Source organism: Actinoplanes sp. NPDC023801, assembly GCF_040639655.1.
Classification (GTDB): Bacteria; Actinomycetota; Actinomycetes; order Mycobacteriales; family Micromonosporaceae; genus Actinoplanes.
This window is the reverse complement of sequence record NZ_JBFAAI010000036.1, coordinates 43,461-69,108: the sequence shown is the minus strand read 5'-3', so window position 1 is coordinate 69,108 and position 25,648 is coordinate 43,461. Positions and strand designations below refer to the sequence as shown.

22 protein-coding genes are annotated in these 25,648 nt (G+C 70.1%); 6 read left to right on the top strand and 16 right to left on the bottom strand.

Translation table 11 applies throughout. The annotated features are described in order from the left end of the window. Positions 1-273: 273 nt before the first annotated feature. The 4 genes from AB0G04_RS39010 to AB0G04_RS38995 are packed head-to-tail and all read right to left on the bottom strand — an operon-like array spanning position 274 to position 7,189. A complete protein-coding gene (locus tag AB0G04_RS39010) occupies positions 274-633 on the bottom strand; it encodes a hypothetical protein (RefSeq protein WP_360993996.1) in 360 nt (119 codons plus the stop codon). Positions 634-642: 9 nt separating this feature from the next. Then, the gene (locus tag AB0G04_RS39005; protein ID WP_360993994.1) at positions 643-6,441 is read right to left on the bottom strand and encodes a toxin glutamine deamidase domain-containing protein; all 5,799 of its coding nucleotides are present in this window, start codon (positions 6,439-6,441) and stop codon (positions 643-645) included. Positions 6,442-6,444: 3 nt separating this feature from the next. Next, positions 6,445-6,771, bottom strand: a complete 327-nt coding sequence (locus AB0G04_RS39000; RefSeq protein ID WP_360993991.1) for a hypothetical protein — start codon at positions 6,769-6,771, stop codon at positions 6,445-6,447. Further along, positions 6,761-7,189, bottom strand: coding sequence for a YbaB/EbfC family nucleoid-associated protein (locus AB0G04_RS38995; protein WP_360993988.1), 429 nt, complete (start codon positions 7,187-7,189; stop codon positions 6,761-6,763). The genes AB0G04_RS39000 and AB0G04_RS38995 overlap by 11 nt, the downstream gene beginning before the upstream one ends. A 134-nt stretch (positions 7,190-7,323) precedes the next feature. Between AB0G04_RS38995 and AB0G04_RS38990 the strand changes: the two genes are divergently transcribed. Together AB0G04_RS38990 and AB0G04_RS38985 are read left to right on the top strand one after the other, a co-directional pair. Continuing rightward, on the top strand, positions 7,324-8,592 hold the full coding sequence (locus tag AB0G04_RS38990) for an SUKH-3 domain-containing protein (RefSeq protein WP_360993986.1): 1,269 nt from the start codon (positions 7,324-7,326) through the stop codon (positions 8,590-8,592). Further along, positions 8,589-9,845, top strand: a complete 1,257-nt coding sequence (locus AB0G04_RS38985; protein ID WP_360993983.1) for an SUKH-3 domain-containing protein — start codon at positions 8,589-8,591, stop codon at positions 9,843-9,845. The genes AB0G04_RS38990 and AB0G04_RS38985 overlap by 4 nt, the downstream gene beginning before the upstream one ends. A 36-nt stretch (positions 9,846-9,881) precedes the next feature. Here AB0G04_RS38985 and AB0G04_RS38980 read toward each other — a convergent pair whose 3' ends face one another. Genes AB0G04_RS38980 through AB0G04_RS38960 form a run of 5 tightly spaced genes read right to left on the bottom strand, consistent with a single transcriptional unit; the run spans position 9,882 to position 14,670 of the window. Then, on the bottom strand, positions 9,882-10,838 hold the full coding sequence (locus tag AB0G04_RS38980; RefSeq protein ID WP_360993980.1) for an ABC transporter substrate-binding protein: 957 nt from the start codon (positions 10,836-10,838) through the stop codon (positions 9,882-9,884). Then, on the bottom strand, positions 10,835-11,440 hold the full coding sequence (locus tag AB0G04_RS38975) for an ATP/GTP-binding protein (RefSeq protein ID WP_360994060.1): 606 nt from the start codon (positions 11,438-11,440) through the stop codon (positions 10,835-10,837). Before AB0G04_RS38975 ends, AB0G04_RS38980 begins: the two co-directional genes overlap by 4 nt. Continuing rightward, entirely contained in the window at positions 11,421-11,804 is a 384-nt protein-coding gene (locus tag AB0G04_RS38970) for a DUF742 domain-containing protein (protein WP_360994057.1), read from the bottom strand. Before AB0G04_RS38970 ends, AB0G04_RS38975 begins: the two co-directional genes overlap by 20 nt. A 29-nt stretch (positions 11,805-11,833) precedes the next feature. Next, entirely contained in the window at positions 11,834-12,259 is a 426-nt protein-coding gene (locus tag AB0G04_RS38965; protein WP_360993978.1) for a roadblock/LC7 domain-containing protein, read from the bottom strand. 47 nt (positions 12,260-12,306) lie between these two features. After that, complete coding sequence (locus AB0G04_RS38960) at positions 12,307-14,670, bottom strand: nitrate- and nitrite sensing domain-containing protein (RefSeq protein ID WP_360993975.1); 2,364 nt, start codon at positions 14,668-14,670, stop codon at positions 12,307-12,309. A 453-nt stretch (positions 14,671-15,123) separates the two neighbouring features. Between AB0G04_RS38960 and AB0G04_RS38955 the strand changes: the two genes are divergently transcribed. Next, positions 15,124-15,921: a CPBP family intramembrane glutamic endopeptidase gene (locus AB0G04_RS38955; RefSeq protein ID WP_360993972.1), complete on the top strand. Its 798-nt coding sequence runs from the start codon at positions 15,124-15,126 to the stop codon at positions 15,919-15,921. Here AB0G04_RS38955 and AB0G04_RS38950 read toward each other — a convergent pair. Together AB0G04_RS38950 and AB0G04_RS38945 are read right to left on the bottom strand one after the other, a co-directional pair. Then, the gene (locus AB0G04_RS38950) at positions 15,884-16,561 is read right to left on the bottom strand and encodes a response regulator transcription factor (protein ID WP_360993969.1); all 678 of its coding nucleotides are present in this window, start codon (positions 16,559-16,561) and stop codon (positions 15,884-15,886) included. The genes AB0G04_RS38955 and AB0G04_RS38950 overlap by 38 nt on opposite strands. Continuing rightward, positions 16,558-17,733 carry a histidine kinase gene (locus AB0G04_RS38945; RefSeq protein ID WP_360993966.1) on the bottom strand — a complete coding sequence of 392 codons (1,176 nt, stop codon included), beginning with the start codon at positions 17,731-17,733 and terminating at the stop codon, positions 16,558-16,560. The genes AB0G04_RS38950 and AB0G04_RS38945 overlap by 4 nt, the downstream gene beginning before the upstream one ends. A 95-nt stretch (positions 17,734-17,828) precedes the next feature. Here AB0G04_RS38945 and AB0G04_RS38940 point away from each other — a divergent pair, with 95 nt between their 5' ends. Genes AB0G04_RS38940 through AB0G04_RS38930 form a run of 3 tightly spaced genes read left to right on the top strand, consistent with a single transcriptional unit; the run spans position 17,829 to position 20,793 of the window. Beyond that, positions 17,829-18,830, top strand: coding sequence for a tripartite tricarboxylate transporter substrate-binding protein (locus AB0G04_RS38940; protein ID WP_360993963.1), 1,002 nt, complete (start codon positions 17,829-17,831; stop codon positions 18,828-18,830). Then, positions 18,831-19,286 carry a tripartite tricarboxylate transporter TctB family protein gene (locus AB0G04_RS38935; RefSeq protein ID WP_360993960.1) on the top strand — a complete coding sequence of 152 codons (456 nt, stop codon included), beginning with the start codon at positions 18,831-18,833 and terminating at the stop codon, positions 19,284-19,286. It abuts the gene before it with no gap. Between the two features lies 1 nt (position 19,287). After that, positions 19,288-20,793 (top strand): tripartite tricarboxylate transporter permease, encoded by a 1,506-nt coding sequence (locus AB0G04_RS38930; RefSeq protein ID WP_360993958.1) that lies wholly within the window; start codon positions 19,288-19,290, stop codon positions 20,791-20,793. Here the strand turns inward: AB0G04_RS38930 and AB0G04_RS38925 are convergent. From AB0G04_RS38925 to AB0G04_RS38905, 5 genes are all read right to left on the bottom strand, one after another. Beyond that, positions 20,777-21,844, bottom strand: coding sequence for an HTTM domain-containing protein (locus AB0G04_RS38925; RefSeq protein WP_360993955.1), 1,068 nt, complete (start codon positions 21,842-21,844; stop codon positions 20,777-20,779). The two genes, AB0G04_RS38930 and AB0G04_RS38925, sit on opposite strands and share 17 nt — an antisense overlap. Further along, complete coding sequence (locus AB0G04_RS38920) at positions 21,834-22,475, bottom strand: DUF5819 family protein (protein ID WP_360993952.1); 642 nt, start codon at positions 22,473-22,475, stop codon at positions 21,834-21,836. Before AB0G04_RS38920 ends, AB0G04_RS38925 begins: the two co-directional genes overlap by 11 nt. A 110-nt stretch (positions 22,476-22,585) precedes the next feature. Then, on the bottom strand, positions 22,586-23,347 hold the full coding sequence (locus AB0G04_RS38915; RefSeq protein ID WP_360993949.1) for an IclR family transcriptional regulator: 762 nt from the start codon (positions 23,345-23,347) through the stop codon (positions 22,586-22,588). Positions 23,348-23,531: 184 nt separating this feature from the next. Then, positions 23,532-23,852, bottom strand: coding sequence for a MerR family transcriptional regulator (locus AB0G04_RS38910; protein ID WP_360993947.1), 321 nt, complete (start codon positions 23,850-23,852; stop codon positions 23,532-23,534). 589 nt (positions 23,853-24,441) lie between these two features. Further along, complete coding sequence (locus tag AB0G04_RS38905) at positions 24,442-25,608, bottom strand: DUF418 domain-containing protein (RefSeq protein ID WP_360993944.1); 1,167 nt, start codon at positions 25,606-25,608, stop codon at positions 24,442-24,444. Positions 25,609-25,648 lie beyond the last annotated feature (40 nt).

The following is a 25,648-nucleotide window of genomic DNA, read 5'->3' as shown; positions in this document are numbered from 1 at the left end:
CGTCCGATCCGTCGATCATCCCAGCCCCTCCGAATACTGGGGGGTGAGGGCGAACGCCGGCCGGCCTCAGATGCGAGCATCGTGACACCAGGTCACGGGCTCCCTCCTCGGCTTTCCGCCCTTCGATGTCGAAGAACTGCCAGTTCTCGTCCCGAGTGTCACCCAGGCCGTTGATGGAGAACCCTGACGCGCCGGGAAGCATCACTTTCAAGAGATGCTCAGCAAGGTCCCAGTTCGCGTGCCTGGCCACTTCTGTTCTCTCAGACTCAGCGGTCATCGATCCTGTTGCTCGATTGCTTCGCGGAGCATCTGCGCGATCTCGCTCAGGAACCGGCCCGCGCCGCTGTCCGTCTGATCGTGATCGATCGCCCAGTTGGCGTCCCATTCCACCAGTCGTAGCAGTGTGCCGGGCTCCTGCGGGCTGGAGAGGATCTCCTCCAGGGCAGCGAGATTCTGTTTCAGAAAGAAGATGTTGTTCCGTGCCGCTGATCGGAAGCTCCGCCCGACCTCATCGAGATCCTCTGCGGGTTCGACGTGGGAGCGGAGCAGATCGCGCACTTTGTCGATCGGCGGCCGGGCGGTCAACTCTTCGGCGCGCGCGCGAAGCGGCTCAGGAAGCCTGGAGAGGTCCATGCTGTCACCCTAGCGGTAGGGAAATGCCGTGATGAGGAAGAATTCAGGAGGGTCGGTTCCCTCCACCAACTTTATTCGTATGCCTACTTTGCTGGCGTAGCCGTACTCAGATTCGCGATCGCCTACCCCGTACATTCCCTTGTTGTGATAGCCGTGGCCGACGAGATGGCCGGCATTGTATTCGGCGAGGTGCTCGCCCTTCAATGCCAGATCGCTGCGGATCGTTTCCCAATTCTGTTGGAGATAATTGTTGATCTCGTTCTTCATGGTTGCATGATCGATCCACTTGAACGACTTGTTCTCGGTCCGCCGCCAGGGAGCGTCGCCGAAGATGCGGCCCTCAATTGTTCTGATCCCCGAGGTCTGATGGTTCGCATCTCTTTCCAAGGGGACGTCCGGGCCGTGCCGCTCGATGGTGTGAGCACCCTGATCAAGGTATCGCTGGTCATTGGTCACCAGATCGAACCTCGGCGCGATCTCACCGAGCAACTCGTATCGGCGCATGACCTCATCGAGGTCGAGGTCGGCGCTGCCGGACGCCGACGGGCCCGAACCGGATCCACCCGGGGCGCCCGCGGGGTCGGCCGCGACGAACGAGTCGGCGCCGGCTGTCAAAGGGCGTGGGTTGCTCTGGCCGTCGACGACGAGGGCGTCCATCCGGAGCACGTCGCACGGGGCGCCCAGCCCCGAATGCGTGCGGATCGGAGTGGACGGGCTGACCTGGCGGGTCTGCGGATCCAGGTAGAGGATCGTGCCGTTCTGGTTCACCGCGGCGAACGCATGCGTACGCCCGGCCTGGTCCTGGGTCGTGACGAAGGCGAACGAACCGTGACCGAGCCCGGTCAGGTGGGTGCGTAGCCGGATCTCGGCCATCCGCACCTCGACGCGGGCGTCATCGGGATCGAGCCCGCCCACGTCGGTGAGCCCTTCGAACCGTCCGCCGGTCGTCGTCTCGATCCGGTCCGTGACGCCCTGCTCGGCGCCGATCGGGCGGGTCGGGTCGCCGTTGTGGTAGCCGTCGAACGTGCGCGGCGCCGACACCCTCGGGCGTCCGTGCATGTACGTCTCGAACAGCGACAGCACACTGTCACCGCAGTTGATCGAACGGGTCGGGTCGGCCTCCGGGCCACCGTCGTTGACCAGGCCGAACCACTCGCCGTCCCGCGGGTCGGCCTGCCGGATCACGTTGCCTTCCGCGTCGCGCGGCATGGCACGTTCCAGGTCGGTCTGGTGGATCCGCAGCGGCGGGCGCAGGCCGCCCCGATGGTTGTACCGGCGGGTCGTGTCGATGGATCGGGGCCGGTCGTCGCCGGTCAGTGCGGACCGGTCGCCGGTCTCGACCGGGCCGGGCGCCAGCTCGCTCCAGTTGTCGTTGACCCGCTCCCAATCGTTTCCGGTCAGCTCGACATCGCCGAGGCCACCGCCACCGTCGACGTGCCGCGCCCGGTCCCGGAGATCCTCGGCCTCGGCCAGGAGCCGGTTGCACTCGTGCTCGTAGCGGGCGGTCTCCGCCGGATCGCCGCGCCCGTAGGCGTTGCGCAGCGCATCCTGCGCGCGTTCCGCCTGCTCGAACCGGCCCTCGGCCTGTCTCCGCAGTTCCAGCGCCAGGCGCTGCCGGTACTCGGCGTCGAATTCGCGGCGCGTCCGGTCGTTCTCGTAGTGGTAGTCCTCCCGCGCCTGCCGTTCGGCCGCGGCCCGATCGCCGACCGCCGGTGCCTCGGCGAGTCGCGGATCATTGCTCGGGTCCAGCGCCGCGAGTGGGTCCCGGTCCGCCGGTCCGTTCGACGAGACCGGATCGAGCACCGCGAGCGGGTCGGCAACCTGCCGATAGGGTGCCGGCTCCGTCCGGGGAGACGCTTCCTCCGATGTCGTACGTCCGGAGTCGTCCACCGGCGTCGCGGTCGACGAAGGACCGTTCTCGTCCCGGTGTTCTTCGACCACCCGCACAGTCGGCGGCGCCGTCTGCGACGCGTCCTGTGACTCGAAGGGCACCCGCTGCTGAGGCACGACGTCCACCGCCGGCCCCGGCTCCGGCCGGGTGTCGGCCACCGGCTGCGGCGCGGCATGCACCGGCGGCGCCGGACTCGGCACGGGCTGGCTGTCGACGGGCAGCGTGGGACTCGGCGCCGGCTGGCTAGTGACGGGCGGAGCCGGCGGCTGCGGCTGGGTGCTGACAGGCGGACCTGGCGGCTGCGGCTGCGGCTGGGTGCTGACAGGCGGACCCGGCGGCTGAGAATTGAGGGGCGGCGCGGGTGCCGGTGGCGCCGGCGGTGTCGGAGGTGCGGGTGCCGGTGGCGCGGGCGGTGCGGGGGTCGGGGGCTGCGGCGAGAGGTTCAGCGGCGGTGAGGGCGGCAGCTGCTGTGGGGGCGCGGCCTGCTGCTGGACGGGCGGGGGCGGCGGCGGGACCGGCGTGGCGCCGTTGTTGAACCCGGAGTGCGGCGTGTTCTCGACGGCCATCGGATTGCCCTGACCGTCGACCATGAGCGTGTGGAGCTCCACCACGTTCGAACCGTTCGAGACGCCGGTGTGGCCGTAGAGGGTCGGGAATCCCGGCGAGCCGGGCACGAAGTTGGTCGCGTCGGCGTGTTCGCCGGTCTGCGGATCGAGGAACAGGATGGAACCGTTGTGGTTCACCGCGTTCCAGGCGTGGGAGGTGCTGTCCTGCCAGACGTTGATGATGATGGCCGTCGAACCGTGGCCACCCCGCTGAAGAGCGTCGATGATCTTGTCGAAGCCGCGGTCGACGTCCGCCTTGACCGCGGCGGGTGATTGACCCGGAACCCACGGCGTCACCATGGTGAAGGCGCTGCCGGTGGCCAGCTCCGCCCGATCGGGTCCGCCGGCTTCGCCGCCGTGCATGTCGGGCCGGCCGAAGCTGTAGCCGTCGACGGTCCGGGGCGCGGCCACCGTCGGCCGGCCGTGCACATACGTCTCGAAGAACGACAGCGAACAGTCGAGGCAGTTGAAGCCACGTGTGGGATCCGCGCCAGGCCCACCGTCGTTGATCAGTCGCAGGAAGGGTCCCCGGGGGTCCGGTGTACGGACCGGCAGATTGTTCTGACCCCGCGGGACTGCCAGTTCCAGATCGGCCTGGTGCAATCTGAGCGGCTCACGAAGCCCGCCCGGCAGGTTGTAGGGGCGCCCGGTCCGGGAGTTCAGCGGGTTGCCGCTCCCGGTCAGTGCGGACCGATCGTTGCTCCAGACCGGCTGATCGGATCGAGTCAGCTGCGCGTACTCGGTATTGGCCGTGCCGTAGTACTGACTCCTCGGCAGGTCGATATCGGCAAGCGGAGCATTCAGGGCGGATGCACGCTGGGCAAGCGCGTGAACCTCAGTCGCCTGGTGGATGGCCTCCATCCGCTGGTGATATCTGCGGAGGGGGATGTTGAGCGTGAGCGTGGCCTTCAAGGCGCCTCGCCGGGCGATCTGCTGATTCTGCTGGGCGCGGAGGATTGCCGCGTCCCACGGTGCGACCGCCTTTGCGCGAAGATCGTCTATTACTACCTGCTTGTTGCGGTCGTACTGGTCGAAGTACGCCTGTTCGTGGCGTGCCTGCTCAGGAGTACGGGACGTCAGGTGCGGAGCCGCGTGGACGCCTCCGGGTACCGGAAGATCGTTGTTCGCGATGTCCTGCCGCGGCTGGCTTGCCTGCCCCGGCCGTTGATCATTCGGCGCCGGCTGTGTCGGTGCGGGTGAGGACGGGGGGGACGGTGCCGGGGCAGTCGCCGTCGGTGTGGCGCTGACGGGCGACGTGGTGGCGGCGGGTGAGGTGAGCGACGGGCCGGGCGCGTTCGTCGCCGGGGATGTCGTGGGGCCGGTGGAACGCGCGCCGCCGGTGTCCAGCGCCTGCGGGGCCGTCACGGTGGTCGACGTGCCGGTGGGGGTGGTCGAGGGTGCGGTGACCGTCGGTCCGCTCGTAGGCGTGCCGGTGGTGGGCACGGACGGGGTCGCGGTGGCCGGGCCGCCGCCGGTGAGGGAGACGCTCGGGTTCGGCGAGCTGAACGACGTGGGGCCGGGTGTGATCGACGGTGAGCCGGCCGGACCGGTGTTGCCGGTGGCCGGGGCGAATGCGACCGCAGCGTTGGTCACCGTGTTCGCGGCCGGTGCGACGTTCGCGGGGGTCGGGGCTGGGGACGATGCCGGTATGCCGGTGGATGCCGGTACGCCGGTGCTGGTCCCGGCGTGTGCCGGGGCCTCCGCGGGCGGCGCGACCGAGGACAACGTGACATCGGCGGCAGACGACCGGGTGACATCCGGCTGATGGGCGCTCGGCGACGGCGACACCGGTGCCGTGGCCTCGGAGGACATCGGTGCGGCGGAGGGGGCGGTTGCCGGCGGCGCCGAGGCGGCGGATTGCCCGCCGGAATGGCCGCTGGAAGAGCCGCCGGTGGACCCGCTGGAAGACGCCGCCGAAGCGGTCACGGAGGTGTCCGCCGGAGACGACACGAAGGAGGAGACCGTGGACGAGCCGCTACCGGACGAATCGCCACCGTGCGACGTCCCGCCGGATGACCCGCCGCCGTTGACCGAACCGCCGGACGAGACGCCGCCGTTGACGGAACCCCCGGAAGAGACGCCGCCGTTGACCGAAGCGGCAGAAGACTCGCCGCCGCTGGACGAGACGCCGCTGTCGGCGGAACCGCCGGATGACCCGCCGCCGCTCGTGGAACCGCCGGACGACCCGCCGCTGTCGGCGGAACCGCCGGACGATGCTGCGTTCCCGCTGGACGGGCCGGTGTAGGCGGAGCTCACGTCCGTACCCGAGGATGAAGTTGATGTCGAACTTGGCGGGAGGTCGTTGAGGTCCAGGCCGCCGGTGTCCAGGCCGGCGCCCATGTCCTGGAAGGATTGGCGGGTGTTGCTGATCGCGGAGCCGGCGGCGCCGGACGTGCCGGCCTTGGCGAGGTCGTCGAAGCCGGGCAGATCGCCCATGACGGCGGCGCCGCCCATCTCACCGAAGACCTCGGCGGCGGCGCCACGGAACATGCCGCTCCTGTTGCCCGCGCCGATCCCGGCGACGGTGGCCGAGGCGCCACCGGCCGCGCCGGCCAGGGTCGATCTGCCCAGGTCGCCGAGGTCGATGCCGTCGGAGTGGCCGACACCGGCCTGATACGCCTGAATGCTGAGGTTGGTCAGGAACTCCTCGCGGGCCTCGTCCTTGGCCTCGCCGAGGGCCTGCTTGCCGAGCCTCGTGAGGCCCTTCTTGGTGAGTACGTCCTTGGCGACCCGTTGGCCGGCGTCCTTGAGCGCCTGCTTGATCGCCTTGCGGGAGAGCTGCGCGATCAACCGTTTGAAGATCTGCTGGATGGCCATCCGGGTCGCGGCGATGATGCCCGCCGCGGCGGGGGAGGCGGCACCGAGCGTGAGCGCGACGGTGACCGCCAGGCCGATCAGCTCGATGACGAACAGGCCCAGTTCGATCCAGGCCTCGAGTTTCGCCGCCTCGATGTCCTGGGCGCACTCGTCGACGACCTTGCCCATCTCGGCGGCGAACGTCACCAGCGCGTTGAGCGGGGCCTCGTCGCCGTCGGCGACCGCCTTCCACGCGTTGACGAAGGCGTCGATCGTGGTGCCGCTGCCGCCGTAGGCCGCGACGAACCGGGCGGCCGCGTCGGCGGCGTCCTCCCGGGGCGCGGCCATGGCGCTGACCAGCTCATACCACTGGTCGGCGACGTCCCAGGTGGTCTTCTCGTTGCCTTCCGGCCAGTCGAAGCCGACCACCCATTCCAGGGCCTCGTAGGCCCAGCCGGGAAGATCCCAGGGGGAGAAGTCGAGCGGATGCGGGATCGGGCTCGGCAGGATCGTCATGCATCAGGCCCGATACGACTTGGCGACGGTGGACGATGCCCGCGAGTCGGCGGCGGTGTTGTCGGCCACCGACTGCACCGCGGCCTGGCCGAGACCCTCGACGTAGCCGGCGACGTTTCCGAACGCCTCGGTGAACTTCTGCAGCAGCGGTCCGTAGTCCTTCTGGAACGCGGCCCCGATCTCGTCCCGGCCCCATGGCTGGTCCTGGCTCATCGCGGCGACCTCGGCGACCGGGCCGGTGCTCAGGCCGACCAGCTGCGAACCCGCCGCGGACAGGTCCCGGCCGGCGGCGGTGGCGCGCGGCGCGTCCAGGTAGAGCTCACCGGTCATCGCCGTCACCCGCCTCTCGCATGATGCGGTCCTGGCGGGCCAGCAGATTGCCGAAGTTCCCGTCCCGTACGAATCCGGCCGCGGCCGAGCCCGGTGGAAGGTACTCGCCGACCATCTCCTGCACCTGGCCGGTCGTCTTCGCGACGGCCTGCTCGACGGTGCGCAGGATCGTGCGGGCCAGTTCCTCCGGGTCGCCGCGACGGTAGATCTCCCGGTCGAGTCGCAGATCGATCAGCTGGCCACGGGCGCCGACGGTGGCGCGGACCGTACCGTCGGCGGATTCGGCCGTGACGGCCATCCGGGACAGTCGATCCTGGATGTCGTCCAGGCCGTGACGCAGGCGCTGGTACTGCGACACCACGTCGTCGAAGCGAGCGCGAAGCGCATGGTTCGCGTCGCGGTCGGCCTGTCCGCTCACGGTTGTCTCCCCAGGACTCGCGATTTTGACGGGACGAACCTACCAGCCGCGGGCGCCGATCAGGGGCCGCCGCCGAGTGACGATGTCCGATGGCTCTAAGCTCGCAATCCGGGGGATCGGAGGGGTGGCCCGAGATGATCACGCTGACCGAGGCGGAACACATCGCCACCGGATGGGCTCATCGTCAGTCGATCCGGCGCGGTTATCCTTGCGTCCCGTCCGTCGAAGAGCTGACGCTCGGGTACGCGGTGTCGATGCTCCTGCCGCCGGACGTGCGCACCGAGCCGGGCGCTGACGTGACCACCGTCATCGACCGTGCGACCGGCCGGCTCTCGCACTGGCCACCCGCCCCGGCCTCCGAACTCGACCGCCGGTACACCGAGCGACGGGAAGCCGCCGTCGGATCACATCGCACCTCCGACCCGATCGCCGAGCTGCGCCGTGAGGCGTACCGCCGGGTCACCCCGTCGGTGGCGGCCCACCTAACCCTCGGCGGCCGGCTGTTCCAGGCCCACGGTGCCAAGGGCGACCAGGACCTGCGTCACCACGGGATCGTCGCGGATCGACTGGCCGCGGTCCCGCGGGAGAACACCGTCCGCGGCGCCGAGCGGCACGCCGAGCTGCTTGTCGTCTCGGACGTGCTGTACGAGGCCGACCGGGCCCGGGCCGTGGCGGGCCTCGCACCGCTCACCCTCGACGAAGCCCGGACCCTGCTGGGACAGGGCCGATTCGAGACCTTCCACATCCGGGAGAGCGGCGACCCGCTCGGCGGGCGCCCCGCCACGTTCTGCGCCACCTGCGCCGACATCCTGTTCGACCTCACGGTCGTCGCGGACGCGGACCGGGCCCACCCGAGGATCGGCCGGCCGGAGGCGGGCACTGATCCGCAGCCCGGCCGGTTCCCTCCGGAGATCGCCGGGGCGCTCGCCGCCGACGGCTGGGGGCCGGCGACAGCACCGAAGCGGGAACGGGACGGCCGGTGGGCGATCCAGCGGATCGAGCGTTCGCCGGGCGGTGAGTTCACCCTCGAGTCGTTCCCGGCCGCACGAGCCGCGTTCACCGAGTTTTACGACATCGGGCTGGCGATCAACGGGCCCGGCGCCGCCCAGCGGGTCCGCTGGTTCCAGCTCGGCAGCGGCGGGCTGTACCACCTCGCCGACCCGTTGCACGAGTTCGGCGAGGTGGTCGGAGCCCGGATGTTCCCACTCGGCCGGGAGGGTTTCACCGAGGCGATCCTCGCGATCGACGAGCGGGGCCGGGTGTTCTCCCTCGACCAGGGCGGCGAATGGTTCGTCGGTGAGACCCTCGATCAGGCGATCGTCGCGCTGGCCACCGGCCTGCCGGCCGCCCGGGTCCACGACGACGGCACCTGGACCGCACCGGCGGAAGGAGACCAGCGATGATCACCCGTGCGGAGGCCGACGCCGTCGGCGCGGCTCTGGCGCGTGCCGAGTCCCTTGCCAAGGGGCGGGAACACCGGGCCGTCGTCGACGAGTTCGACCTCGGCTTCACGGTGAAGACCGTCTCGGTGCGGAGGCTCTTCTCCCCGTCCGAGGTCGGCGCCGGTGTCCTGGTGATCGACCGGGCGACCGGGCGGACGTCGACATGGCCCAACTGGCCGGCCGACACCCTGCACAAGATCTACCGGGAGAAACGTGGCGACATCGCCGATCCGCCCCGGGCCTCCGACCCCGAGGTGCAGCTGCGCCGCGAGATCCGTCGCTCGGTCGCCCCGAGCGTCGCCGCCCACGCCACCGTCGAGGGACGTGTGTACGTCGCCCGCGGCGCCAAGGGCGACCAGAAGCTCAGCCACCATCGTCTGGTCCTGGAGCGGCTGGCCGAACAGACACCGCAGGAGACGGTCCGCGGCTGCGAGCGGCACGCCGAGCTGATCGCCTGCTCCGACGCGCTCTTCGACGTGGACCGTCGGCGCGCTCTGAACGGCCTGCCCCCGCTGACCCTCGACGAGGCCCGGCAGCTTCTGGCCGCCTCGGAGTTCGAGACGTTCCAGATTCACGCGCCGGGCGACCCGGCCGCCGGCAAGCCCAGTGACCCCTGTGAGACCTGCACCTACGTCCTCACCCAGCTGGCGCTGATGCCGTGGGGAAAGACTGGAGGCCTCTATCCGAGCGTCGCCCCGGATCTGCCGAACCCCGACCCAGCACGGTTCTCCGACATCCTCGGCGCGGAGCTGGTACATGCCGGGTGGACGACCGAGCTGTCCTACGAGGACAACCGCCTGATGGCGGAGCTGGTGGCCGAAGACGTAGTAGCGGTCAGGGGCCGGGAGTTCCGCCACGAGATGTTCCCCGCGGTGGCGCAGGCGTACGGTCACACCGGCTCGCTGGGTATCCATCGGCGGGCACCGGGTCTCGAGCAGCGCTCCAGGTTCTTCGAGATCTTCCCGATCCACGCCGCATACACCGCTGATCTGCTCCACGAGTTCGGTGAGGTCATCGGGGCGCGGCTCTTCCCGCTCGGCCGCGTCAACTCCGAGTCGGTCCTGGCGATCGACGAGCACGGTCGCGTCTTCGATCTCGACCAGGCCGGCGAATGGTTCGTCGCCGATTCCTACCTCGAGGCGCTGGAGACTCTCACCCTGGGCAAGCGCACCTACCGGGTCCGCGACGACGGCACCTGGGCCGGCGGCGAATAGCCGCGCCGGGCCCGTGCCCCCGGCGCGGATCGAGTCTCAGGGCAGCCACTTCTCCCAGACGTCGCGGTGCGCGTCGGCCCATTTGCGGGCCGCCTGCTCGGCGGAGAGACCGTTCTGGGTCATGTTCTTGGCGACCTCGTTCTGGTCGGCGTTGGTCCACGTCCAGTTCCTGATGAAGGTCGCCGCCGGGCTGCCCGAGTCGACGAACGCCTTCCGGCCGATCTTGTCCAGGTCGTACGGCTGGTAGTCGCAGGCGATCTTGTTGGCGTCGGCGTCGCAGCCGGGGGTGTAGGGCGGCAGCGGGATGTGTACGAGTTTGACGTCCGACAGCAGCCACTGCGGTTCGTAGAAGTAGCCGAGCAGCGGCGTCCTGTCGGCCTGGGCGCGCCGGAAAGCGGCGATCAGTTTGTCCTCGCTGCCCGCGTAGACCACGGTGTAGTCGAGCTTGAGGTTCTTGATCAGGGCCGCGTCGTTGGTGACGAACGACGGGTCGCCGGCGAGGAACTGCCCCTTGCTGCCGGAGTTCTTGGTCTTGAAGAGGTCGGCGTACTCGTTGAGCCTCTTCCAGTCGGTGATGCCGGGGTACGTCTTGACCATCCACGGCGGCACGTACCAGCCGATGATGCCCTTGTTGCCGGTGAGGCCGAGTTCGACGGCGACCTTCTGGCCGTCGATGTACTTCTTCTTCAGGTCGTCGTGTCCCCAGTTCTCCAGGATCACGTCGACGGTGCCGTCGTTGAGGCCGGCCCACGAGGCGGTTTCGCTCAACTCGTGGGTGACCACCTCGCAGTCGAGTTCCTCCTCGAGCAGGTATCCGACGACGGCGACGTTCGCGGAGTACCCGGACCAGGGGTTGGCGGCGATGTTGACGGTGTCGCAGCCGGTCTGTTCGGGTACGCCGGGCGGCGCGACGATCGCCGTCCCGGGGCCGGCGCAACCGGCCGCGGTGGCGAGGCTCAGTGCGACGAGCGCCTGTGCGAGCCGGCGCCTCACCACGTCGATCCCGCCCGTTCCCGGCCGGTCCGTTTGGCGATGACCTCTTCGGTGAGCGCCACCAGGACGCTCTTGACCGATTCGCGGTTCCGCGCGTCGCATTCGATCAGCGGTACGCCGGTCCCCACGCCGAGGGCGTCGCGTACCTCGTCCAGAACGAAACGCTGGGCGCCGTTGAAGCGGTTGACGCCGATGATGAACGGGATCTCGTGCTCCTCGAAGTAGTCGATCGCCGGGAAGGAGTCCTCGATCCGCCGGGTGTCGACCAGCACGATGGCGCCCAGGGCGCCGTCGACCAGGTCGTCCCAGAGGAACGCGAACCGGTCCTGGCCGGGGGTGCCGAACAGGTAGAGCAGCAGCGCGTCGTCGAGGGTGATCCGGCCGAAGTCGAGGGCGACCGTGGTGGTGGTCTTGCCGGACACCGCGGAAGTGTCGTCGATGCCGATCGACTTCTCGGTCATCTCGGCCTCGGTGACCAGCGGCTCGATCTCCGAGATGGCCCCGACGAAGGTGGTCTTGCCGACGCCGAAACCGCCACTGATGACGATCTTGACAGCGATGGGGTGCGCTGCCGACGGGTCCCTAGAGCGCCCGGACACGATCCCTGATCCTTTCGATCAAACTGGTGGAGAGCTCGCTGGGCTGGTCCTCCACCGAGAGGTAGCCCTGCGTGATCAGGTCGGCGACGATGACGCGGACCACGGCGAGCGGCGCGTGCAGCGCCGCCGACAGGTCCGCGATCGATTTCGGCGTCTGGGCGAGTTCGACGATGCGCCGGGACTCGAAGCGCAGGGGTGCCGACAGCGCGGCCGGGGCGGCGCGGAGCTGGGTCTCGATCCGCAGGCCGTCCTGCAGCGGCTGGGTGCGCCCGCCGGTGAGCATGAACGGGCGTACCACCGGATCCTCGTCCGGGTCCGTGTAATGCGGCCCGGACGACGGCCGGTGCGAGCCGGCGTACGGGATCATCTCGGGCTCGGTGCCCCACGACGGGCCGGTCATCGGGGCAGGTGTTGCCGGGACTCTGCGATCAGGGCCGGGGTCAGCAGATCACCGAACCGTTCGGTGAGGAGCGAGATCTCGTAGCCGACCAGCCCGAGGTCGCAGTCACCGCCGGCCACCACTCCCAGGCAACTGCCGCCCGCGATGACCGAGACGAGCAGGAAGCCCCGATGCATTTCGATCATGATGAGCTTGAGACCGTCGAAGTCGTACCGGCGTGACGCGCTGCGGGCCAGGCTGGCCAGGCTGGAGACGATGGCTGCCAGCTGGTCGGCCTCGGCCCGGTTCAGGCCGTCCGAGCTGGCGATCAGCAGTCCGTCCGAGGACACCGCGACCGCGTCGCGTACGCCGTCCGTCTGGTGCACGAAGTTGCCGAGCAGCCAGTTGAATTGGTGCCGGTCCGCCGACGTGTCAACGCTCATTTTTCTTCTTTCCAGGTTGCTGCCAAGGGGCCATCTGGGGTTTCCCGTCACTTCGACCCCGCTGTTTCGGCACTACCGCGCTTGATCCCGCCACGCAGCGCGTTGAGCCGGTCCCGTACCGCCTCCGGGGTGTCCCGGACCGGTGCCGGTTTGTCGGCCGGTGTGGTGACCGGTTCCGTCGGCCCGGCCGGGGCGCGGCGTGCGCGGGGGATGCGTTTGCGCAGGCCGTTGACGGTACGGGGCCCGCCGTCCGCGGAGGCGCTGAGCACGTTGCGGTCGTCGACCACGACGTACTCGATCGCCTCCGGATGCAGTGGCCGGGACGGGGCGACCTCGGCCGGCGGAAGACGCAGCGGCGCCTCGCGGGCCGGGGCGGGCTCGGGCTGCTCGACCGTGGCGGTGACCCGCCGGGGCGCCGTCGTCGGGGCGGGCCGGGGCGCCGTCGCAGGGGTGGGCCGGGACGGCGCCGTGACGGTCTGCTGGTCGGCCAGGATCGCGGCGGGCAGCGTGATCCGTGCCGTCACACCGGTCACCGGGGAGGGGGTGAGCTGTACCTGTACGCCCATCTGCTGCGCCAGGCGGCCCACCACGTAGTGGCCGAGGAACCGGGCCGGTGCGGTGATGAAGTCGCCCTCGCCGCGCAGGCGCTGGTTGGCCCGTTCCATGTCGGCGGGGGTCATGCCGATGCCCTGGTCGGTGACGGCGATCAGGTAGGTGCCGCCGATCCGTCGCCCGTGGATCTCCACCTCCACGTCCGGCGGGGAGAACGACAGCCCGTTCTCGATCAGCTCGGCCAGCATGTGCGCGACACCGCTGACCGTGGAGCCGGCCACTAGCACGTCGTCGACCCGGCGCAGCGCGACCCGGCGGTACTCCTCGACCTCGGACACCGCGGCGCGGATCACGTCGTTGACGTTGAGCGGGTCGGAGAGCTGCCGGGGGCTGGCCGCACCGACCAGTACCAGCAGGCTCTCCGCGTTCCGGCGCATGCGGGTGGCCAGGTGGTCGAGTTCGAAGAGATTCGCCAGGCCGGTCGGGCTGGACTCCTCCCGTTCCAGCTTGGTGATGAAGCCGAGCTGGCGGCGGAGCAGGTTCTGGTTGCGCCGGCCCAGGTTTGCCAGCGACTCGGCGGTGGTGCGCCGCAGCACCGCCTGGTCGGTGGCGAGCGTGTACGCGGTGGCCTGCACCCGGTCGAACGCGTCGGCCACCAGCTGGACCTCGACACTGGCGCCGGGTGGCACGCGTACCGGTGTCGGTGGGGTGGTGCTGTCGCCGGCCGACGCGCGATGGACGGCTTCGGGCAGCTGCACGATGGCCAGCTGGTTGGCTTCGGAGGCCAGTAGGGCCAGTGGCCGCGCCACCGACCGGGACGCGACCGTGGCCAGCCAGATCGAGCCGGCCAGGCAGAGCAGCACGGCACCGAGCAGCACGGCCATCCGGCTCGAGGCGGTGTTCTCGAGCGACGCGGCGCGGGCCGAGATGACCGAGCCGACGTGGTGTTCCAGCTGCAGCATGTCGTCCAGCACGGTGGTCAGCGCGGACCACCAGGACTGCGGGTTGACCTGCAGGGTACGTCCGTCGGCGGACTGCAGTGCGACCTGTGCGAAGTGGGCGGCCTCGCGTGCCGCGCCGGTGTCGAGCAGGTACGCGGCGGCCGCCCGCTCGGTGTCGTTGGCGTAGCGCTCGAAGGACTCCAGGGCCGCTTCCTTGGTGGCGCGCATGGTCGCGAACTGGAGGAACTCGCCCTGTTCGAAGCCGCCGGCGGAGAAGACGCCGTTGAGGAAGGCCCGTTCCTGGGCGGTGGCCTCCTTGATGTCGGCGAGCGCGTCGAGGACGGCCGCCCCGCGGCGCAGTTCGTCGTCGACCGAGTTGTCCATCTCGAGGTCGAGGTCGCTCATCTCGGCGATGCGCTCGGTGTAGAAGGCGAAGGAGGCGGCCCGTTCGCCGGAGCCGGTGTCGGTGCCGGCCCGGACCCCTTCCAGGCCGTCGAGCAGCCGGACCGCCGCGGCGACCCGGCTGTCCACTCCGTCGCCGTCGGAGATCAGGCTCTCCACCTGCTCGCGCCGCAGGTCGACCTGGTCGCGGACGGGCAGCAGCTCGGTGCGGAACTTCTCGTTGCCACCGAGCAGGCCGGCGGTCAGCCCACGTTCGGTCTGCAGGTCCTGGACCAGTTCCTGGACGGCGAGTTCGATGGTGACGGCACGGGCCGTCGCGGCGGCCGTGCGGTAGTTGTCGACCTCGCCGACGGCCACGACGGTGAGCAGCACCAGGGTGGTCGCCACCGGCAGGGCCAGGGTCCGGACCACCCGCCGGCGGATCGTGCCGCCGAATCGGGAGCGGCGGGCCCGTTTCGCGCCGACGTGGGCGCCGTCCGGCTGGGACTGCTCGGCGTCCTCGGCTTGGACGGACAAGCGATCAGCTCCTCTGCCGGCGCGGGTGCGGACACGGCCGGTCAATCGATTCACCACGACAACTGAAAGGTTTCTTTAACAAGGGGGGAGCGGGGGCAGCGCGAATCGCGTCCACGGGAAAGGATCTGATCTTCCGTGATCGCCGCAACAGAATCTTCTTTTCGTCCTTGATGGTCAACAGGGCGAGCCGAAATTTACGCTGAGGCAACGAGAATCCGCATAGGACTCGTCTACGCCGCGTCACATGGGAGCGGTTTCAGTCACAACCCGTGAAACCGGTGCGGTGCGCCGGCCCATTCGCCTCATTCAATGTGAAGTTCACGGCGGGATCGCGCTGCCCCGCGGTACTAGTCCCAGCGGTGGAGCCGACCGGGGAAGTTCCGATCACCGGTGGAGGTCCGGGCGACCCGTGCCGCGAACACTGGGCGGACCGTCCCGGAAGGAAGGTCCCACTTGTTCACGCACCTCTCCGATCGCGCCGCCGCGATCACCTTCATCGCCGTCGTCCTCGCGGTCTCCGCCGGCACGGCGACGGTCGCCGGAGGGCTCGTGCTGGCCCTGTCCCCGGCACTCGTGACGTTGCTGCTGATGCTCGTGCTGACCCGGGAGGGGTACTCGCGGGGCGGCTGGCGCCGTCTCGGCCTCCACCGGCTAGGGCTGCGGTTCTGGCCGCTCGCGGTACTCACCACCGCCGGTGTCTGCCTGCTGGCGGTGGTGCTCGTGGCCGCTTCCGGGCTCGCGCGCCTCACCCCGCCGGGCGGCGGATGGTGGCGCGACCTGCTCGTGCTGTCCGTGACCGGGCCGGTGCTGGCCCTCGCCGAGGAGCTCGGCTGGCGCGGCTATCTGCAGCCGCGACTCGAATTCCTCGGGGAACGGGGCGCGATGCTCGTCGTCGGCCTGGTCTGGGCGGCCTGGCACGTGCCGTACATCGTGTTCACACCGCACTATCACGACGGCGGGTCGCGATGGCTCGTCCTTCCGCTGTTCACCGCGTCGGTGATCGCCTTCTCGTTCCTGATCGGACGGCTGCGGGCGATGTCCGGCAGCGTCTGGCCGGCGGTGGTTGCCCACTGCGCGCACAACATCACGTTCGCCATGCTCGCCACGTACGTCGTCCGCACCGACCGCCCGGTGCTGGTCAACGAGTACCTGACCGGCGACACCGGGCTCCTGGTGCTGCTCGGCACCGCCGGCTGCGCCGCACTGCTCGCGGTCAGGACTCCGGCCGCGGCAGCGACTGCGCCACGATGACCGCCTGCACCCGGTCGCGCAGCTCGAGTTTGCGCAGCACCGATCCCAGATGTGTCTTGACGGTCGACTCGGCCACGCAGAGCCGCGCCGCGACCTCCGCATTGGTCAGTCCCAGTCCGACCGCGGCGAGGATCTCCCGCTCCCGCACGGTGAGCCGGTCCAGTCCCGGTGGCGCCGGCCGCGGTGCCGGTTCCCGCGGCGGTGCGGCAAGCAGGAACGAGTCGATCAGCCGGCGCACCAGCCGGGGCGCCACCGGAGCGTCGCCCGCGGCGGCGGCCCGGACCGCGGCGACCAGTTCGGCGGCACCCGCGTCCTTGAGCAGGTAACCGGCCGCACCGGCCCGGAGCGCGGCAACCACCAGGTCGTCCGCGTCGAAGGTGGTCAGCATGACCACCCGGGGCGGATCCGGGAGAGCCATCAGGTGCCGGGTGGCCTCGACGCCGTCCATCCCAGGCATGCGGATGTCCATCAGTACGACGTCCACCCGCGGGCCGGGGGAGCGCAGGTGGTCGATCGCGGCCCGCGCGTCCCCGGCCGACCCGGCCACCACCAGATCCGGCGTCGTACGCAGGATCAGCTCGAAACCGGTGCGGACCAGCTCCTGGTCGTCGACCAGGAACACCCGGATCTGCCCGGTCAACGTTCGCCTCCCCGCGCGCGGGGGATCGTGACCGCCACCCGGAACCCGCCCTCCGGCAGGGGACCGGCGGTCAGTACCCCGTCCAGGCCGCGCAGCCGCTCGCGCAACCCGGCCAGGCCGTGGCCGGACGGCGGTGGCGAGCCACCCGGTGCGGGCCGGGCCGGGCCGTCGTCCTCGACGCGCAGGCGGATCGCGTCGCCCTCACGTTCGACGGCCAGCCGGGCGGTGACGCCGGCGCCGGTGTGCTTGAGCACGTTGGTCAGTGCCTCCCGGACGGAGCGGAGCACGGCGAGCCGGACCGCGGCCGGCAGCTCGTCGAACCAGTCGGGGACGTCCGCCCGCACGGGCAGCCCGGCGGTGCGCACCGAGTCGATCAGGCGCCGCACGTCGTCGCGGCCCACCTCCGCGCCGGCCGGTTCGGCGGGCCCCGGCTCCTGCAGCATCTCGATGACCCCGCGTACCTCGGCGAGCGCCGTCCGGGCCGTACCCGCGATGGTGGTGAGGGTCGCCGCGGCGTCCGCGGCCCGCCAGGACCCGGAGCTCCCGGCCGCGTAGGCCCCGGCGTCGGCCTGCACGATCACCACGGTGAGCGAGTGGGCCACGATGTCGTGGATCTCCGCGGCCGCCGAGACCCGCCGCTGCCGTGCCAGCTGCAGCCGGGCGTCGTGCAGGGCCGCCGTGTTGGCGCGGGCGCCGCGCACCAGCTCCCCGATCACCCAGATGAGGACCGAGCAGATCGCCAGCGTCACGCCGATCACCAGTGCGTTGCGGGTCTGCTGCGGCGGGGTGCTCCACCGGAAGGCGCCGGCCAGGCAGCCGGTCACCGCAAGAGCGAGGGCCGTCAGCCGTACGCCCGTCGCGGCGACATGCGCGGCCACGGTGTAGACGACGATCGCCTGGGCGGCGTTGGCCGGGAGCGGGATCGGCACCAGCAGCAGCTGCAGGGCGAACGCCGCAGTGGTGCAGCCGAGCACCACGGCCGGGAACCGGCGCCGGACGGCCAGCGGGGCGATCGTGACGGTGGCCAGGACCAGGCCGGTGACACCGGCGACCAGGACGCTCAGCGGACCCAGGACCGTCCACGTCAGCGCGGCGCTCAGGGCGTCGAGCCGGCCCGGCCGCTGCCGGGCCCAGCGGGCGGCACGGGCCGCGAGGAACGTGCGCTGCTGCACGCCGCCAGCCTAACTCTAGTGATCATCGTCGATTGTCAATACGGTGACCGGTTAACGCAGATGAATGCCGGTGGTCCCGGCAAGGAGGTCAGGACATGGGCACGAGCAGCAGGTCACGGATGATCGCCACGCTCGCCGCCGTCTCCCTCGTCGCCGCCTGTTCCGAGGGCGGCGAAGCCGGGGGCGGTGGCGGGTACCCGGACCGGAACATCACCATCGTCGTGCCGTTCAGTGCGGGCGGCCCGACCGACACGGTCACCCGGATGATCGCCGAGCCGATGGCGAAGGCGCTCGGCGGGAAGATCGTCGTCAAGAACGTCGAGGGCGCCGGCGGCACGGTTGGGGCCGGCGAGGTCGCGCAGGACAAGCCGGACGGATACACGGTCCTCATGCACCACATCGGCATGTCGACCGCCCCGGCCCTCTACAAGAACCTCGGCTATCAGCCGCTCGAGGACTTCGCGACCGTCGGCCTGGTCACCGAGGTGCCGATGACCGTGGTGGCCCGCAAGGACTTCCCGCCCGCGACCCTGACCGACCTGACGGCGTACGTGAAGGCGAACCCGGCCAAGGTCACCCTGGCCAACGCCGGTATCGGCGCCGCCTCCCACCTGTGTGGCCTGCTGTTCCAGTCGGCCACCGGCGTCAAGCTCCAGGAGGTCCCGTACCAGGGCACCGGTCCGGCACTGACCGACCTGGTCGGCGGTCAGGTCGACTTCATGTGCGACCAGACCACCAACACCAGCGGCCAGATCTCGGCCGGCAAGGTCAAGGCGTACGCGGTCACCACGCCGGAGCGGGTGAAGAGCCTGCCCGACGTGCCCACCACGACCGAGGCCGGCCTGCCGCAACTGCAGGTCAGCGTCTGGCACGGCCTGTACGTCCCGGCCGGCACCCCGCCGGACGTGGTCGGCAAGCTGTCCACGGCGCTGCAGACGGCACTTGCCGACCAGGCGGTGATCGATCAGATGGCCAAGCTGGGCACCGCACCGGTCGCAGCCGCCGACGCCACCCCGGACGCGCACCGGGCGCACCTGGAGGAGCAGCTCACGGCGTGGGCCAAGGTCATCGCTGACGCCGGCGTCCAGGCCTCGTAGATGCGGGCTCGCCGGTCTCTCCCCGACGTGCTCGCCGGGGGGATCTTCGTGCTGATCGGCGGCGTGTTCGTGGTGGGGGCGCTCGGTTACGACCGGGGGACCCCGCTGCGGATGGGCCCCGGCTACTTCCCGCTCCTGGTCGGCGCGGTCGTGGTCGTCCTGGGCCTGGCGATCGTCGTCAAAGGGCTGGTCGCCGGCGAGGAGATCCCGTTCGGGAGAGTTCCGTGGCGCGCGCTCGCCCTCATCACGGCGGCGGTGCTGTTCTTCGGGTTCTTCGTCGGGTACCTCGGGTTCGTGCCGGCGTCGGCGGTCACCGCACTGCTCACCACACTGGCCAGCCGGCGGGTGCGGCCGCTGACCGCGGTCGCCGTGGCCGCCGGGCTCACCGTGGCGGCCACCCTCATCTTCGTGGTGGGCCTGCAGCTGCGGATCCCGCTGGTGGGGCCGGGATTCTGACGTGGACCTCCTCGACAACCTGGTGCTCGGCTTCTCGACCGCACTGCTGATCGAGAACGTCCTCTACTGCTTCCTGGGCGTGCTGCTCGGCACGGCCGTCGGCGTGCTGCCGGGCATCGGCCCGACCGCCACGGTGGCGCTACTGCTGCCGATCACCTTCAACTTCGAGCCGGTCACCGCGCTGATCATGCTGGCCGGCATCTACTACGGCGCGCAGTACGGCGGCTCGACGACGGCCATCCTGATCAACCTGCCCGGCGAGTCGTCCGCGGCGGTCACCGCCCTCGACGGCCACGCGATGGCCCGCCAGGGCAGAGCCGGGCCGGCCCTGGCGGCCGCCGCGATCGGGTCCTTCATCGCGGGTACGGCGGCGACGGTCGTGCTGGCCGTCGCGGCACCGCCGCTGGCCGACGTCGCGCTGCGGTTCGGCCCCGCCGACTACTTCGCGCTCGTGCTGTTCGGGCTGGTCGTGTCGATCGCGCTGGCCCGCGGCTCCGCGCTCAAGGCATTGGCGATGATCGCGCTCGGCATCCTGCTCGGCACGGTCGGGCAGGACATCTACACCGGCACGCCGCGATTCGTCCTCGGGCAGCGGGAACTGTACGGCGGCATCGACTTCGTCTCGGTGGCGGTCGGCATGTTCGGCATCGCTGAGATCCTGCGCAACCTGGAGAACGAGTGGGACCGCCCGGCCCTGCTCGGCGGCGTCACGAACCTCTGGCCGACGGCTGAGGACCGGCGCCGCATCGCCGGGCCGATCGCGCGGGGCACCGGCCTCGGCGCGGCCCTCGGTGTGCTGCCCGGCGGCGGCCACGTGCTCGCCTCGTTCACCTCGTACGCCGTGGAGAAGCGGATCTCGAAGCGGCGGGGGGAGTTCGGGCACGGCGCGATCGAGGGTGTCGCCGGACCCGAGTCGGCGAACAACGCGGCCGCCCAGACGTCGTTCATCCCGCTGCTCACCCTGGGACTGCCCGCCCATCCGGTGATGGCGCTGATGGTCGGCGCGTTCATCGTGCACGGCATCACCCCCGGCCCGAACGTGATCACCGACGAACCGGCCCTGTTCTGGGGCCTGATCGCCTCCATGTGGATCGGCAACGTGCTGCTCGTACTGCTGAATCTGCCGTTGATCGGAATCTGGGTCCGGATCCTGCGCATCCCCTATCAGGTGCTGTTCCCGATGATCGTGCTGTTCGCGGTGATCGGCGCCTACTCGCTGGGGCTCAACGAGTACGACGTCTACGCGATCGCCGGCTTCGGGCTCCTCGGCTACGTGCTGATCAAGTGCGGTTGCGAGCCGGCGCCGCTGCTGCTCGGCTTCGTGCTCGGGCCGCTGCTCGAGGAGAACCTGCGCCGCGCCCTGATCATTTCGCGCGGCGACGCCACGGTCTTCCTGACCCGGCCGATCTCCGCGTCGCTGCTGGTGCTGACCGTGCTGATCCTCGCGGTTGCCGCCCTGCCGATGATCCGGCGGCGGCGCGAGACCGTGTTCAGTGAGGACGAGTAGCGGCCCGCCGGGGAGAGACGGCGGCGATCAGCGCCGAGCCCTTGCGGGCGACGGCCCGGTAGAACCGGTCGGGCAGGAACACCGCGTCCGACAGGATCATCACGGCGGAGAAGAGCGGCAGTGCCATCAGGACGGCGATGCCCACGTGCATCCCGACCAGGATCGGCAGCAGGACATACTTCAGCTTGCTGAACAGGGAGAACGGGAAGGCGACCTGGACCAGCACGGTGAGGTAGCAGGAGATGCCGATCAGGACCTGGTGGCCGTCGACGAAGTCGGACAGTGCGGGCCACGGGCGGAACGAGTCGGTCTTCAGTACGTAGTGCAGGGCCGTGCCGTCGTTCCACAGGTTGCCCTGGACCTTGTAGAGGCCGGCCGCTCCGTACAGGACGCACATCTGCGCCATCATGACCACCAGCGCGCAGTTGTGCATGACGGTGACCGTGAAGCGGCGCAGGATCCGGATCCCGCCGGGCTTCTCCGGCCGGCTGCCGTCGTCGTGCCGCCGATGCCGGCGCGCGTCGAGCGACCAGACCCGGCCGCACGCGGTGAAGCAGAGGTATACGGACATGAGGACGGCCAGGTTGTCCCCGCCGTCGGTCATGAACACGCCCCGGCTGTAGAACGAGAACATCACCAGCGCGAACACCAGCGACACCACCCGGGTCCGCCAGCCGAGCATGAACACCACCGCGGTGATCAGCGCAAAGGCGTAGCAGGCCTCGAAATACCGCGGATCGTCCGACAGGTTCAGGACGCTGAACAGGCCGTACTCGTCGAACATCCGGCGGGCCAGGTCCGGGGACCACGGCGACTCCGGCCCCCAGATCTGGTGGCGGTACGGGAACTCGCGTACCAGCATGATCGTGTAGAGCAGGCCGAACCCGATCCGCATGACGGCTGTGGCGTACAGCGACAGAGGCTGCCGCGTCAGCAGGCGGTAGACATCGTCGAACCGGTTCCTCAGCCGTCCCGCGGGGGTGATGCCCTCCGGCGCGACATCCGCCTTCTCGGGTGCGGGATACGCGGGGGAGGTCTGGTCAACTGCCATCGGAGGTCGCATTCCACCAGGGCAGGGTCCTGGTATAGGGCTCGGGCCGGACGGTCTGGGCGGTACCGCCGGTGTCCGGGGGCGCGATCGGATAGGTGACGACCTTGATCCGGACGGTCTGGAAGGGATGCCCGACGTGTTCGGAGATCCGCTGCACAGCGATGTTGCGCAGGTACTCGGCCAGCATGAGCGCCCATTCGCCGCGGGACACCTCGTCCTCACCGTGCGAGGTCATGTAGGAGACCCAGGCCCGCCGGAGCATGGCGATCGTCGTACGGCTGGGGTAGGGGTTGTGTTTCGTGTCGGCCGTGTCGACCGAGCTGATGTCGATCCAGTCGCTCGTCTGTCCTTCGCCGGTCTCGGTCATCCATCCGGCCCGCGCGAAGATCTGCGTGTTCACGGCGTTCGGATTCGGGGCGAAGAGCAGCCAGTTCTGCTCGAACAAGGGGTTGACCCAGGCGTGGATCGGCTGCTGGAGGCGCTGGGAGACCGGATTGGAGGGCGCCACGTGCAGGAACACGAGGGTCATGTGGGCCGTCGCCACGGCCGCGCACAACCCGGCAATGGCCCCCATGGTCACCCGCAGGCCGCCTGGCGCGGCTTCGTCGAGGTCTCCATCCTGCTGCGGCACTCGGATTCCGCCTTCCCGTCCTGGTGAACTGATCATCCCAGAATGATCACAAATCACCGAAGACCGGCAAATGCGGTGTGTCGCCCAAAACGGACTGGAGAGACTGTCGTTCAGTTAGCCAGGGGAGCGGCCGCCCCGAGCGCGGCCGACACGTCACGTGCCGCGGCGATGACCTCGGGCGCACGGGCCTCGAGTCCGGCCATGTCCATGTCGAGCGCCAGGGTGGAGACCGAGATACCGCCCAGCACCCGGCCGGTGTGGTCGAACACGGCGGCGCCCACGCACCGGATGCCCGGCTCGTTCTCCTCGTCGTCGACGGCGTACCCGAGCGCACGGACCCGTGCCAGGTCGGTGAGCAGGTCCTCCTCGCTGGTGAGCGTGTTGGGCGTGCGCTGTGGCAGGCCGGCGCGCCGGCAGATCGCCTGCACCTCGGCGTCGCTGAGGTGGGCCAGGATCGCCTTGCCGATGGCCGTGCTGTGCAGCGTGAGGCTCATCCCGACCCGGGAGAGCATCTGGTACGGCCGGCGCCCCTCGTGCTTGTCGACGTAGACCGCCTCGTCGACGCTGCGGATGGCGAAGTGCGTGGTGAAGCCGGTGGCCTCACACAGCGCGTGCAGCGCGCCGGACGCCTGCCGGGCCGGGTCGAAGCGTTGCATCACCCGGCCGGCCAGCGTCAGGATGCGCGGGCCGGGTTCGTAGCTGCCCAGACCGTCCGGCCGGGCGAAGCCCCACGTGACCAGTGCCTGCAGGATCCGGTGGACGGTCGACTTGGAGAACCCCGTGGCCGCCGCGATGTCGGTGACGCGGTGGTGCTCGGCGAGCGCCTCGAGCACCGCCAGCGTCTTGTCGATGGAGCTGCCTTCCCTGGCCACCGGCTCAGCCTACTTGTCGCTGCCGGGCCGGCCGTCCACCCTCGTGGGAGTACGTCAGCCCGCTTGGCCCAGCGCAGTTCATGAACGGTCCGTTGACCGGGATGCTGCCGGCGTCCCGCGGGAATCGCGGTGATCACCGTGAATACAGAAACGGTCCCTCTCGAGACGAGGAGGACCGCGGGGTTCAGGTCATGTCTGTGGGTTCTTGCTGCTTGAGCTTCCGGTTCAGCTGGAGGGCCTCCTCGAGCTGGTCCTCGAGGATGATGATCCGGCAAGCCGCCTCCAGTGCGGTGCCCTGATCGACCATCTCCCGCGCTCGCGCGGCGAGTCGTAGCTGATACCGGGAGTAGCGTCGGTGGCCGCCGGTCGAGCGGAACGGGGAGATCAGTTTTTGCTCGTCCAGCCGGCGTAAGAACTCCTGGGAAGCGCCGACGATTTCCGCGGCGCGGCCCATCGTGTAGGCCGGGTAGTCGTCATCGCCGAATATGTCGTCGGGTTGGGCCACTGGCACCTCCGTGCTGAGGGCCCCGGCGCTTTTGCGCCGGGGCCCAGGGTTCGCAGGATCGAAACACCATTTACCGACGAAGTCGTCGGAGATCAATATCCGCACCGGCCGCCGTCGAGGGCGGGAAGTGCGGGGATCGCATAAGCGTGACCGGAGACCACCTTTCGTTCAAGGTAACTGCGGTGTCCGCCCGGGGCCCGGTAGTGCGGCCTGACAGCGGGCGATCCAACGGTGTTCGATCCTCCCTTTCCTCTGCCTGCTTTTCCTCTGGTTCTGCCTGCCGGTGTCGCGGCCCTCGTCGAATCTCATGGCCCCGGCACGTACGGCTGGCTGCCCTGACCTGGAATTACGTCAAGGTCTTGTGTTGCTGACTGCTTACGCGGGTGCGGTTTCGTAGGTCTTCACCGCGTCGCCGAGTGAGCCACGAGAATTCCGGGCCCTGCTTTGTACTCGGCGGAGTTCGTCGGCGTCTTCAACGATCTCTTCATTCGACGTCCGGAACTCTATCCGACCCTCGGCAGGAAGTCTAGGTCCTCGAGCACAGATTTTCTGGGCGGGACCCGGCAGCTAGTCGACGCCAACCGGCGGGTCATGCCGGTCGCCGTCGCCGCGGCCCCCGCTGGGGCAGCTGCCAGGCCCAGTGCCAGGCGATCTCGAGCGGTCCGCGATCGAACCGCCGCAGCCACCACCCGGCCGTAACGATCAGCGTGGCCGACACCACGACCCAGGCCACCGGCGGCCACCACGGACGCAGGCCGTCGAGACGTGCCGCCAGGCCCAGCCCCCAGCCGTAGCAGAGCACCGCACAGATCAGGTTCTGCAGGACGTAGCAGGACAACGCCGTCCGGCCCACCCCGGCGAGCCGCCGCCGTCCGGCGCCACCGGTCGTCCGCAGCAGCAGACCGGTGACCACGGCCATCAGGCCGATCGCCACGAGCGGACCGCACAGATAGCGGTCGACGAAGTACCAGCGCGGCCCGGCGAACGAGGTGAGCAGGTTCAGCGGCAGTCCTGCGCCGAGCCCGAGCAGGGCCAGCCGCCGGCGCAGCACCCGCCCGGCCGGACCGGCTTCGAAGACGCCGGCGCGCATCAGTCGCGAACCGGCCAGGAAGAGCAGGACCGTCAGCGGAATGATCAGGACGGACTCCGACCGGTACAGCCCGAGCCCGTCGATGCGGGCCGCCACCTGCTCCGGGTAGCTCCCGGTGCGATACAGGTCCGCACCGCCCGGCGTCACGGCCGTAGTGCCGACGCCGGCCGCGGTGAGCAGGCCGATCATGGCCACGTGCAGGATCGCCGCGACGGCCATGCAGGCGCGGACCGCCCGGTCGCTGCGTCCCACCATGCCGGCCACCAGAAGGGAGACCAGGGCGTACGCCATGAGCACGTCCCACTCGAAGATGAGCAGGTAATGCAGTGCCCCCTCGGCCAGCAGCAGCACCGCCCGCCACAGGTACCAGCCGGGCCAGCGCCGGCCGCGGCGGACCGCCGAGCGGTACTGCAGCTCCAGCCCCACCCCGAACAACAGCGTGAGCAGGGCGAGGAACTTGCCGTTGCTGAGCATTCGCAACAGCACCTCCACCACACCGGCGCCGCCGGGCGGAACCAGAGCCCCGGCCGGGCCGCGTGGATCGGTGAAGATCCAGATGTTGGTGCCGAGAGTGCCGAGGATCGCCACCCCGCGCAGTACGTCCAGCAGCTGAATGCGGCTGCCGGCCGTGGGCGTGGTGCCGGCTGCCTCCGAGAGAACGGTCATGCCCGGCATCCCATCCCGGAGGTGCTCCGCCGCGTAAGCC